The sequence below is a fragment of the Anaerobacillus sp. MEB173 genome (genome assembly GCF_052119505.1).
In the GTDB taxonomy this organism is placed as follows: Bacteria; Bacillota; Bacilli; order Bacillales; family JBJMAU01; genus JBJMAU01.
On sequence record NZ_JBJMAU010000006.1, the window covers coordinates 232776 to 244698 of the forward strand.

Consider the following 11923-nt stretch of genomic DNA (forward strand, 5'->3'; position numbering starts at 1 on the left):
TTTTTATTGATATATAAACACATTTGTAGTTATTATCTGTTTGAATTTACAAGGAATTCTGAATATTTAAGTTAAAGTAAATACAGAGATTGTGAATCGATACACTTAAAGTAACGAGCAGAAGAGTTGAATAAGGTTTGGATAACTTTACCTGTAATTTTAGTTATATAATTAAACGTCTAAGTTATATAGAAAGTTCTTAAATAGTTTTACAGGAGTGAACAGAATGAACAATTTTAAAGGGGTTTTGGTCGCTATTTTGATTTTTATCGTTATGATTATGATTTTTTTCTGGGCTTCGGGATTTTTGGTGAAAACGGAAGATGTTAAAGAAGTTTTTGTTCAACTAACTGCTCAAGAGTTTAATAACAAAGGTTGCTGCGGCAGCCTTTGTTTATTCAATTCAACGGTACAGAAATGTGGAAGAAGCAAATTTATAGAATAGAAAAAAAGAAAATGATAACTTATTTGTATTAGGCAATTGAAGGAGTGTTCTGTTTGAAAAAAATTCTTTTTTTAGTATTTTTAATCGGTAGTTTGATTGCTTGTTCTTCTGAGTTAGAAAATGAAAGTACAAGTTATGAAATAGGTATCGTTGGAAATTCCACATTTGACCTTGACGGGCATAATGTTATAAAGGTTTCTCTCAATGAATTACGGAATAATGAATATACATTTGATGCAGTTTTTATAGCTAAAGAGGAACTTTCTTATGCCTTATCTCCTGAAAATCAAAGCTTGTACAAAGATTTAAAATTCCCAGTTTTTTTTATAGGTTTACAAGAACCTTTACATGATTATATAACTCACGAAAGTAATTATGAAGAAAAGTATTTAGGAGATAGTGAAGCAAATGTCTTATTAGCTCAATATGTTTATACACTAAGCGGAGAAATAGTATTTGGGGAAATTCGTGGTAATCAAGGTTTGCTTGAACGTTCCTTAATTTCAACATTAGATAGACAAAATTAGTTAAAGAAAAACAGTGAAGAATGCTAACGGAGTGCTTTAACTAACAGGAGATGCCGTTACGGTAACTCCTTCTTGAGCTAACGAGGAAAGTTTAATTGAGAAAGGTTTTATAAAAAAATCTAAACTATTATAGTGTGTTTTGATTAGAGATCAAAACATGCTTTTTTTTAACCTTTAACTAAAATAATTTAGGAAAAATGAATTGTTGAAACTTTTTGTATTTCTAGATCACTCTAAATAGTGAGAGGAGGGAATGAGACACGATGAAACATGATCTACAAACTGTGAAAAGGGCGATTAATGGAGACGCTGATGCTTTTGAAGAATTACTTTTTAAAGAAGAAAAAATACTATATTACAAGGCGCTTTCTTACGTTGGTAAAAAAGAAGATGCTTTGGATGCTATACAAGAAACAGCGTACAATGCATTTCTCGCGATAGGGCAATTGCGAAATCCGGAGTATTTTTCAACTTGGCTGTTTAGAATTTTAATACGTGAATGTTATAGGTTATTAAGAGAACGAGACCAAATAATTCCCTATGAGGAAAGCGAATTGTTGAAGAGATTAGATCGCATATATGACAAAGAGATAGATTCTTTTCATTTAAATGAGGCATTATCGAAGCTAAATTCGTCCTATCAAACATCAATTATCTTATTTTACTATCATGACCTGTCTATTAAGGATATTTCCGAGGTGATGGAGAAGCCGGTTGGTACAGTGAAAACGAATTTACGTAGAGCGAAGAAAATATTGAAAATGGAATTAGAAAGGAGTTATCAATTAAATGAAAAAGTCACATGATCCTTTCGAGGAGTTTCCACAAGATCAAGTTCGTTCAGCTATTCGTTCGGGAATCGTTCAAGCTAATGAGCGATTAGATACGTCCCGTTTTAGAATGACCAAGGGCAAAAGAAGAAGAAAGATATTCTATGCTTTGAGCAGTGTGGCAGCTGTTTTTGGAATATTGGTTGGTTCCTCTTACTATTCTCCAGCTTTGGCAAACAGTTTGTCCCAAATACCGATTATCGGTTCTGTTTTCGGGAATTCTGATCTGATCGGTTTACTACAAGCTCAAAAAAATGGGTTAACGAATGAAATTGGGGAGACACAGACGGTCAATGGAATTTCCGTTACGCTTGATGAAATTTTATATGATCAAAATAATATTACTATCGGCTTGTTCATTCAATCTGATGAGGAACTTGATCAATTTTATTTTGGTGCCGGGATGGATTTTACGATTAATGGGAGAAATCCTGCTGGAGCCACTGGGAGTTACGGTGAAGAAATCCTTTCGGCAACAACTCGGACGGCTATTCAAGAAATAAATGTGACCGAGGATATGCCAGAAGAATTCGAACTTGGATTAATGTTACATGGGGGGAATGGGGAAAAATGGTATTTCTCAATTCCAGTTGAAAAAATTACTGACATTCAAAAAATTCCTGTGCATCATTCACAGACGGTTGATGGTTTGACCCTTACTGTAACAGAAATGTCTTTTAGTGAAACAGGTGTAAGTATAGCCTATAAGAGTTATGAAGAGGAAACAGATTTTGATCTAAGTCGCGGAGGAAATATCGAATTCATGGTAGTTGATCAAGATGGAAATGAAATTACAGGTCGCTCGGGTGGAGCAACAGGTGAAAGGGTTAAGGATAGAATACAGTTCAAGAGTAATAAGCAATTTGATCCCATAGATTCTAATGTTACTGAATTGACAATCACTCCTTATATAGTCATTCCTACGGGCGGTGGAGGAGTGGAAATTGATGAATATGGCGAGGAAAAAGAGTTAGAATTTAAAGGGGATACTATACAGCCGGTTGAGTTTGACTCTTTTAAAGTGAAAATGCAACAATAAATTCATTATCTATATTTTAGGTAGATAATGAATCTTAGTTAATTTATTCACTTAAAGTAAACGAAGCAGTTGAAGAAGCAAATAAAAATAAATGGAATTCGTCTAGTTCATTATGAGGTAGGCGATTTTATTTTTTTCACAACAAAAAGCACTGCAAATACGGTGCAATTCGTTATTTATTTCATTAACATTTTAATGTGTATATTAGGTTTATGCGATAGGTAACGGAACCCGTTATTATCACATCTGCTTTTTTTCATGTTTTTTTGTAAAAAGATGCAACCTTTCGACGTGCGATTACGTTACTATTATAGAGAGTGTTAAAGGTGGGGTGCTATGAAAAAATGGTTGATTAGTTTCATTTTATGTGGATTAACCCTTGTGGCTTGTTCTAATGATAAGCTCGTTGGTGAAGAGGATGTTTTAGTTAGTTATTATGAATTAGTTGACATGTGTAATGAGTTGTTCAGGTATCATGCACCGATGGATGAACATTATATAAATGAAGCGTACCAACATGTTGCTGATGTACAAAACCTCTTGGAAGGGAAAGTAACGGAACATGGATTAGAACAAATAATTGAGAGTATTTTTGATAAGGAAGAGGAACAGCTCGTTTATAAAGGACAGTATAAACGATATATAGAGGAGTCGTATTACTACGGTAATGACTACAATCATAGGGATGAGTATTATCCTACTGTTAGGGAATCGATTTTAAATCCAGGATTACAAATTATTTCAAGTGAAGAGCTGCAAGTTGAAAGTAAAGACGAAAATGTACTTGTTACAGGTGAACAAGTGCCGGTTATATTTTATGATGAAGAAGACCGGTTAAACAAAATGCAATTTCAACGATTCGGCTATCCTGCAGTTGATTATATAACGATATCATTCTCTTTCGTTCATAAAAACGGCCAATATTTAATGGACGACTATCATATAGAAATTGTGGAAGGATAAGGATGTATTCACTAGTTGAATACATCTTTTTTTATTATATGAATTAGGAGGATTTGTGATGGCTAAAGATGAAAGATTAAATGAAGAAGGGGCAATGAATAATAATTTGTCTTCAAGTACGTTATTGGCTAATGAAGAAATAAGAAAAGAGCATAAACAGGCAAAAGTCAAAAAAGGCAAATAAATAGTTGCTTTTGTTTGTTAATTGAACAAGGTAATGAAGATGAGATTAGGCGTTTGGATAGTTGGTATCCAAGCGTCTTTCTATTTGTAAAAAAGCTATCTTTTCACATTGATTCATAATCAGTAACATGTAAAATGTGTTTTTTAAGAAAAAAGTGAAATGAAAGCCCTTACGTTCATAAAGTTATTTGAAAAGTGCAAAAAGTATATTGACTTTCCCTGTTAATGAGGTACTATGTAAGTTAAAATTCTAAATTTTTAATCAATTGGAGTGTGGATAGAGTGAAATATGCATTTGCCAACAGAGTAAAACATCTTAAGTCATCAGCGGTTCGAGATATATTGAAAGTAGTCAATCAAGGGAATGTCATTTCGTTTGCCGGCGGACTACCTGACGATGACTTATTTCCGATCGAGGGGATTCGGGAGGCATTTTCTTCTGCGTTTGCAAGCGGGAAGAAGTCTCTTCAATATATTGAAACGGAAGGATATGCACCGTTACGCGAACTGTTACTTGAAAGAATGAAACGTAAAGGGATTGAACGTTCATCGATTAATGAAGTATTGCTGACTACAGGTTCACAGCAGGCAATTGATTTATTTGCTCGCGTTATGTTCGACCGGGGCGATGTTATTTTAACGGAGAATCCAACGTATTTAGCAGCATTGCAAGTGTTTCAATCATATGAAGCGAAGATTATTCCGGTTATGTCTGATGAGCATGGCATGCTTCCAGACGATCTCGAATATAAAATGAAAAAGTATAAACCTAAATGTGTTTATGTTGTACCGACATTCTCTAACCCTGCAGGAAAAGTGTGGTCTCTTGAACGAAGACAGAAGTTGCTTCAGTTAGCGCAAAAAAAACATGTTGTTATTTTTGAAGATGATCCATATGGTGACATTCAGTTTAATAAAGATGAGGTCTATACTCCAATTGCTGCTCTAGATGACGGCAACCATGTACTGTATACGAGCACATTCTCAAAAACAGCAGTACCTGCGTTAAGAACGGGGTGGATAGCAGGGCCGAACCAAATTTTAAGAATAATGTCGCAAGCCAAACAAGCAAATGATCTTCATTCCAACTCGCTTTCACATCAAGCACTATACCATTTATGCCGTAATTTTGATCTTGACGGTCATATTAACAATCTTATTACTGTCTATCAATCTAGAATGAAACTTATGCTGCAGCATCTTCAATCACTAGAATCATTAGGGGTCAAGTATATCGAACCTAAAGGCGGGATGTTCTTTTGGATTGAACTCGATGAGTCCATTAATACAACTGAGTTATTACAGACGGCAGTGCAGCATGGAGTAGCTTATGTTCCGGGAGCACCGTTCTATGTTGACGAACCAAAGCAGAATACAATGCGTCTTAACTTTACTCATTCCACACCTGAGAAAATTAATGAAGGAATGGAAAAACTGACAAAAGTTTTTCAGATTCATTTGCAATCGGTTTAAGTAAGTTGAAAGTGAATAGTTGTAACATAGCCAAAAAAGGTCCAACCGTTACAGGTGGACCTTTTTTACTATGAAGGGGGCAGTGTTCTTAATTAGTTCACAGCGTCTTTTAATTGTTTTCCAGGCTTGAATGCAGGTACTTTACTAGCTGCAATATCAATTTCTTCACCAGTTTGCGGGTTGCGGCCTTTTCTAGCAGAACGTTCACGAACTTCAAATGTACCAAAGCCGATTAATTGGACACTATCTCCGTTTGTTAGTGAGTTTGAAATGGATTCTAAAACAGCATTAACGGCATTTGTAGCATCTTTCTTTGAAAGGTTTGTATTGTCAGAGACATAGTTTATTAAATCAGTCTTATTCATAAAATTACCTCCATAATCTATTAAAAATTTATTTCACTTATCTTCATATTTACCACTATTTCAGTTTCTATTCAATATTTTCTGAAAAATTTTCAAATTTCATTTCATTTTGTTTCGTGAGATGGGTCACGGATTGCCAGGAAGCCCTTTGTTATAATTAACTATTAGCTTGATAGATAAATGAGGTAGTTAAAGATGATAAACAAACGCTGGGTGCCGTCCAGGTTCAATGTGGTGACAAAAACGGATAATGAAGAGTTACTGATTTATAACAGTTATACAGGGGCGATTGCTGCTTTTTCGGTTACTGAGAAGCAAGAGGTGTTGAGCCTATTAAAACGCAAAGGTGTGGAAAGTCTTTCACAGTTAGGAACAATATTGGAGGCTGAAGGTTTCTTAGTATCAAGTGAAATTGATGAAAAGCAAAGGGCACAATTTTTACATCAATCACTGCACCGGACAGATATGATGCATCTTATTATTATGCCGACAGAAGCTTGTAATTTTCGGTGTACTTACTGCTATGAGTCGTTTCCAAGAGGGAATATGTCAGGTGAAGTTCTAGCAGGTTTGAAAAAGTTCGTTGAGACAAAAGCAGGACAGCTATCCAATTTGATGGTTAGCTGGTTTGGTGGTGAGCCATTACTTGCTCTTGATGAGATTACGTCGCTCTCAAAGTCTTTTTTAGAAACAGCCAGGAATCACCAAGTAGACTATAAAGCTGAAATGGCTACGAACGGCTATTATTTAACTGAAGATACGTGCAGGAAGCTATTAGCACTTGAAGTGAGGCAATTTATGGTGACCATTGATGGGTCAGAGGTGATTCATGATCAGCGCAGAAAATTAGTCAATGGAAAGGGCACTTTTAAGACGATCATTCATAATCTCAAACAATTAAAAAATATAGACGATCAATTTGAGGTTTTTATACGGATTAATTTTGATGAAAGCAATCTTAATAACATTCCTTCTTTTATTGCATCGTTAAGTGAATTTTTTCAAGGTGATAAGAGGTTTCAAGTCTTCTGCCGACCAGTCGGGCGCTGGGGCGGTGAAAATGACGAGAACATCCCTGTATGTGACCGTCAAACATCAGATATAAAAATATGGGAATTTACCGAACATAGTCTATCGAATGGACTTGCGATGAGTTCACAAATCGAAAGTGCATTAATGCCAACGGGCTCTGTTTGCTATGCTGCCAAGCCACATTCATTAGTTGTTGGTTCAAACGGCCAATTGTATAAATGCACACTAGCCTTTGATCAGGAATTCAATCAGGTGGGGCAATTAGCTGGTGATGGTACTGCTACTCTAAACTTTGATAAAATTGCTGCTTGGACACTTTCAGGTGAAGAAAAGGATGAACATTGTCAATCGTGTTTTTACCGACCGGCTTGCCAAGGGAATCATTGTCCATTGTATCGAATTCAAACAGGAAAAAGACCTTGTCCTTTTGAAAAGCGACAAATAAAGAAAGTGTTACAGCTTTTGTGGAAGAGTTACGATAACCCTTAATAATTACTAAGAAAGTTGAAGTCTATTGGAGTGTAGAGTTTAGAGTGAAGATCTTTGTGAGCATCTCTAGGAAGACTTCTTAGGAATGCTTTCAAACAACTCTAAATTCTACACTCTACACTCTAAACTCAAAAGGAGGTGAATGACTTGAAAATTCTTCGTCCTGCTATATCACCAGTTGCTTCAACAAAAAAGGGTCAATTAGTGAAATCAGTACCAGGTAATATGAAATAATCATAAGTGGAGAGCCGACTATCAGTTGATAGCGGCTCTCTTTCTATATAATGATTTATTCTGTTTGCATTGCTATCTTTTAGTTTAAATGTGATTTTTGTTACGTTATTAGAATATCGTCATAGTTTCGCCTCTAATTCTCCATAATTATAAAAATTATTCTGATATGTTGTGTGATAGATTATTATTACGAGTTAGTAGTTAATAAAGTTGAAAGTTAAAAGTTAAATGTTAATAGATGTATAGATGAGGGGAAATTAGGGAGTGGGTGACGTAAGTGAGTTTGAAAGCGAAATTAATGTTTATTTTCTTAGTTGTTTTGCTTGTACCGAGTATCACAATCGGAATGGTTCATTCCTACCAGGCAAAGGAGCAAATTACTAATGTAGCAAAACAATCTCTTGAAAATGAAGTCAAAGTCATTTTAGAGATGATTACCTTTTTGGAACAAAAGGTTGAACTTGGTCACGTTACGTTAGAAGAAGCCCAAGAAGAAATGAAGGAATTTTTGATTGGACCGCAAAATGAAGATCATACGCGTTCAGTTAAAGAGAACGTTAATTTAGGAGAGCATGGTTACTTTTTTGTCATTGATAAGGAGGCCAATTTAATTGCTCACCCAACAAGAGAAGGGCAGAATCTAACGGCATTAGGAGATATTAATGCAGTTGATTTTGCTTCGACATTAATTGAAAACGCTCAGCTTCCAAATGGCGGGTATACGTATTATGATTGGGAGCTGCCGAGTGTAAATAATTCAAAGGCCTTAAATCGTGCTGACGGATTATATGTTTCATGGGATGTTCCTCAGAGCACGATGGTAGATCTAATTTCTCCGAAGATCACTTATACGATTCAAGACCATAACTGGGGTTGGATTATCGGTGCAAGTGCATACTTATTTGAAATCAATGGCCCAGCAGTTGAAGTGCTTGTTTCAACAATTATTTCGATTGTTGCCTTCGCTTTTGTCGGGATCTTTTTCATTAATTATGCTGCAACAAGGATTACAAAGCCGATCACTGATTTGAAGGAATCAATGGAGCAGCTATCAGAAGGGAAGATTGCGGTCGATAAATTAAATACATCACGTTACGATGAAGTTGGTTTAATGAATCGAGCTTTTGTTGATTTGGCGTCATCTGTCAGTAGCTTTTTAACTGGCTTAAAAAAAGAAGTGGACACAGTTATTCCGTATTCGAAAAAGGAGAATGACTCTCAAGGTTTAAATACACTCTCTCCATTTACGAAAGCAATCACCGAAGTGCGACAGCAGACAGAAGATCATCTTCGTCTTTCCGCAAAAGTATTTGAGAACTCACTTGAAGGAATTACAATCACAGACAAAAACGGGGATATTATTTTTGTTAATCCTGCATTCACTAATATAACAGGATATACACCAGAAGAAGTGATCGGGAAGAATCCTAACCTGTTAAGCTCAGGAAAGCATGATAAAGCGTTTTATGACGGGATGTGGAGCTCATTAAAGGAAAAAGGTCAATGGAAAGGTGAAATATGGAATAGAAAAAAAGACGGAAGCCTTATTGCTGAATGGCTAACGATCAGTTCAATCTTGGATGATAGTGGAGAAACAACACACTATGCGTCAGTATTTACAGATATAACGGATCGGAAAAAACAGATGGAAATGATTGAATATCAAGCAAATCACGATTCACTAACTGGTTTGACGAACAGACGACTTTTTAATAAACAAATTATTGAATCGTTACATTCCGCCAAGGACAGTCACCGAAAAATGGGGATTATGTTTCTTGATCTTGATCAATTTAAAAACATTAATGATAGTTTTGGTCATGGATTTGGAGATTGTTTGTTACAAAACATAGCAGCAACTCTGAATGAAACAGTTGACGATGACGTGACATTGGCCCGCCTTGGCGGAGATGAATTTATTCTCTTTTATCCTGCTATCACTGATCGGGATGTCCTGGCAGAAGATGCTCAAAAGATCATTGATAAGATTAGCCAACCGATTACGATCAATGGGTATAGTGTTGTTGTAACGACGAGCATTGGTATAAGTGTGTTCCCGGATGATGGGGAAGATTTAGATTCACTCATAAAAAATGCTGACATTGCGCTTTACCATGCGAAGGGAAAAGGACGTAATAGTTATTATTTTTATGAATCATCGATGAGTGAAAAGGTAATGAAGAGAGTTGAGTATGAAGCTAAACTTCGTGAGGCAATTAGCGAGGAGCAATTTCAAGTATATTACCAGCCAAAAGTGGAAGTATCAACTGGAAAAATCATAGGGATGGAGGCTTTGCTTCGTTGGCAGCATCCAGAGATTGGGATGATTTCACCATCCGATTTTATCCCGATTGCGGAAGAAACTGGGCTTATTATTCCAATTGGTGAATACGTACTACGAACGGCTTGTGAACAAAGTAAGCATTGGCAGCAAGCAGGATATCCGCCAATAGCTGTATCAGTCAATATTGCATCACAGCAATTGCAAAAAGACTATTTACTGTCACTAGTCACAAAAGTCTTGTTTGAAACTGGATTAGAACCTAAATACTTAGAGTTGGAAGTGACAGAAGGAAGTCTGATGATGAATAACGAAGAAACAATTGAAATTCTTACTAGTTTAAAAGAAATTGGTGTGAAAATTTCGATTGATGACTTTGGTACAGGATATTCCTCTTTGAACTATATTAAGCAATTTTCGATTGATATGATCAAAATTGACAAGTCATTTGTCATGAATATGACGAGTGATCCTAACGATACTGCAATTGTTAAAGCGATCATTTCCATGGCTCACAGCTTAAATATGAGGGTTGTTGCTGAAGGGGTTGAGACAGAGGAGCAGTTTGCCTTATTGCGTGACATGGGTTGCGAATGGGTACAAGGCTTTTTATTTAGTGAACCAGTAACTGCCATTGCCTTTGAAAATATTATGGAAAAGGAAAAATATGTTCAGCGGATTCCGTGTGCACATAGCAGCAGATTAGTAGCAGAACGTTAATGGTTAATAGTTAATAGTGAATAGTCAAGATTTAGAGATTGAGTATTTAAAGTTCAGTAAATCTTCAATACTTTGTTGAAAAGGATATCGAAATAAAAAAATAATTATGAAATGTCAAAATAGTTTCACAAAAGGGGCAATTTTGTATTGTTCCTTTTTCATTATTTTGATATAAATAATATAAGGCAACCGTTTTCTCTACTGCCAAACTGCACTTCAATATACTACTCATTCCATTGATTGTTAGTTTATGAGAGGGGGTTTATCATTTATTTAGACAAGCTTTGTTTTGGCCTCTATATCGTATTCAGACATTGCTCCATTACTGTATTCTCTTCGTGTCCAGTCAGCAAAAATGAAAGAACTTTCTAAGACCTTCACCAATGTTTTAAACCCAGTTTATTTTTTCCATTGTGCTCCATATCAGTAAGTTAGTGAATTACTGAACGAATTAATTTCAAGCAAAAATAAGAAGTCAATAGTGTAGTGATTAAGGAGAGGAGTGTGAATTTTGCATGCATATTCTCGTATGCGTTAAGCAAGTTCCTGATACTAAGATTATCAAAATCAATCCAAAAACAAATACACTCGATCGTGCGAGTGCTCCAGCCATTTTAAACCCGTATGATGCCCATGCGGTTGAGGAAGCAGTTCGTCTTAAGAAGGAGTATGGGGGTAAAGTGACTGTCTTATCAATGGGGCCGCCACAGGCTGTTACAGCAATCAAAAAGTGTATCGAAATTGGTGCAGATGAAGGGGTGTTGATTTCCGACCGTGCCTTCGCTGGTGCTGATACATTAGCTACAAGCTATGCATTGTACAAAGCGATTCAAAAGATTGAAAAAGCGGAGACGATCTCACTGATTTTAGCAGGTAAGCACGCAATTGACGGTGATACTGGACAAGTTGGTCCTGGTATTGCGAGACGCTTAGAGATACCGCCGTTAACGAATATTATCAAGGTTGATTCTGTCGATAGTGAAAACCGCAAAATTACCGTTCATCGAAAGCTGGAAATTGGCCATGAAGTCATCCAATCCTCAATGCCGTGTCTTTTAACAATTGAAAAAGAAATTAATGATATTTCCTACTCGCCACTACCAAATATGATTGCAGCTGCTCGTTATGAACCAATGGTTTGGACTGTTGCTGATCTGGACGAAGTTGATAAAGCTCAATTAGGAATGAAAGGGTCTCCAACAATTGTTGGCAAGATGTTCCCGCCCCCTAAAGAAGAAGGCGGTAAGAAAATTGAGGGCGATGCCAAGTCTCAGGTGAAGCAAGTACTTTCCATTGTTCTAGAGAAACGTGAGCTGTTTGCACAGAAAGGTGGGAAATAAGG

General features: G+C 36.2%; 11 protein-coding genes. 10 read left to right on the forward strand and 1 reads right to left on the reverse strand.

Annotated features, from left to right (window positions below; genetic code table 11):
- Positions 1–226: 226 nt before the first annotated feature.
- From ACJ2A9_RS14560 to ACJ2A9_RS14590, 7 genes are all read left to right on the forward strand, one after another.
- Positions 227–445 (forward strand): hypothetical protein, encoded by a 219-nt coding sequence (locus ACJ2A9_RS14560; RefSeq protein WP_441422394.1) that lies wholly within the window; start codon positions 227–229, stop codon positions 443–445.
- Between the two features lie 53 nt (positions 446–498).
- Positions 499–972, forward strand: a complete 474-nt coding sequence (locus ACJ2A9_RS14565; protein ID WP_441422395.1) for a hypothetical protein — start codon at positions 499–501, stop codon at positions 970–972.
- Between the two features lie 263 nt (positions 973–1235).
- Positions 1236–1778, forward strand: a complete 543-nt coding sequence (locus tag ACJ2A9_RS14570) for a sigma-70 family RNA polymerase sigma factor (protein ID WP_441422396.1) — start codon at positions 1236–1238, stop codon at positions 1776–1778.
- On the forward strand, positions 1762–2841 hold the full coding sequence (locus ACJ2A9_RS14575; protein WP_441422397.1) for a DUF4179 domain-containing protein: 1080 nt from the start codon (positions 1762–1764) through the stop codon (positions 2839–2841). The genes ACJ2A9_RS14570 and ACJ2A9_RS14575 overlap by 17 nt, the downstream gene beginning before the upstream one ends.
- 336 nt (positions 2842–3177) lie before the next feature.
- Positions 3178–3804, forward strand: a complete 627-nt coding sequence (locus ACJ2A9_RS14580) for a hypothetical protein (protein WP_441422398.1) — start codon at positions 3178–3180, stop codon at positions 3802–3804.
- A gap of 58 nt (positions 3805–3862) precedes the next feature.
- On the forward strand, positions 3863–3988 hold the full coding sequence (locus ACJ2A9_RS14585; protein WP_441422399.1) for a hypothetical protein: 126 nt from the start codon (positions 3863–3865) through the stop codon (positions 3986–3988).
- A 281-nt stretch (positions 3989–4269) separates the two neighbouring features.
- On the forward strand, positions 4270–5460 hold the full coding sequence (locus ACJ2A9_RS14590) for an aminotransferase-like domain-containing protein (protein WP_441422400.1): 1191 nt from the start codon (positions 4270–4272) through the stop codon (positions 5458–5460).
- A 92-nt stretch (positions 5461–5552) separates the two neighbouring features.
- Here the strand turns inward: ACJ2A9_RS14590 and ACJ2A9_RS14595 are convergent, their stop codons facing one another.
- Positions 5553–5825 (reverse strand): HU family DNA-binding protein, encoded by a 273-nt coding sequence (locus tag ACJ2A9_RS14595; protein WP_441422401.1) that lies wholly within the window; start codon positions 5823–5825, stop codon positions 5553–5555.
- Between the two features lie 195 nt (positions 5826–6020).
- Between ACJ2A9_RS14595 and ACJ2A9_RS14600 the strand changes: the two genes are divergently transcribed.
- The 3 genes from ACJ2A9_RS14600 to ACJ2A9_RS14610 all read left to right on the forward strand — a co-directional run bounded on the left by ACJ2A9_RS14600 (position 6021) and on the right by ACJ2A9_RS14610 (position 11921).
- Positions 6021–7346, forward strand: coding sequence for a radical SAM protein (locus ACJ2A9_RS14600; RefSeq protein ID WP_441422402.1), 1326 nt, complete (start codon positions 6021–6023; stop codon positions 7344–7346).
- 511 nt (positions 7347–7857) lie between these two features.
- Entirely contained in the window at positions 7858–10581 is a 2724-nt protein-coding gene (locus ACJ2A9_RS14605; RefSeq protein ID WP_441422403.1) for an EAL domain-containing protein, read from the forward strand.
- Positions 10582–11096: 515 nt separating this feature from the next.
- The gene (locus tag ACJ2A9_RS14610; protein WP_441422404.1) at positions 11097–11921 is read left to right on the forward strand and encodes an electron transfer flavoprotein subunit beta/FixA family protein; all 825 of its coding nucleotides are present in this window, start codon (positions 11097–11099) and stop codon (positions 11919–11921) included.
- Positions 11922–11923 lie beyond the last annotated feature (2 nt).

Bases quoted from the DNA above. Each gene is read 5' to 3' on its own strand.
- ACJ2A9_RS14600 (WP_441422402.1), top strand. From the start codon at position 6,021: ATGATAAACAAACGCTGGGTGCCGTCCAGGTTCAATGTGGTGACAAAA.
- ACJ2A9_RS14585 (WP_441422399.1), top strand. From the start codon at position 3,863: ATGGCTAAAGATGAAAGATTAAATGAAGAAGGGGCAATGAATAATAAT.
- ACJ2A9_RS14575 (WP_441422397.1), top strand. From the start codon at position 1,762: ATGAAAAAGTCACATGATCCTTTCGAGGAGTTTCCACAAGATCAAGTT.
- ACJ2A9_RS14580 (WP_441422398.1), top strand. From the start codon at position 3,178: ATGAAAAAATGGTTGATTAGTTTCATTTTATGTGGATTAACCCTTGTG.
- ACJ2A9_RS14560 (WP_441422394.1), top strand. From the start codon at position 227: ATGAACAATTTTAAAGGGGTTTTGGTCGCTATTTTGATTTTTATCGTT.
- ACJ2A9_RS14570 (WP_441422396.1), top strand. From the start codon at position 1,236: ATGAAACATGATCTACAAACTGTGAAAAGGGCGATTAATGGAGACGCT.
- ACJ2A9_RS14595 (WP_441422401.1), bottom strand. From the start codon at position 5,825: ATGAATAAGACTGATTTAATAAACTATGTCTCTGACAATACAAACCTT.
- ACJ2A9_RS14610 (WP_441422404.1), top strand. From the start codon at position 11,097: ATGCATATTCTCGTATGCGTTAAGCAAGTTCCTGATACTAAGATTATC.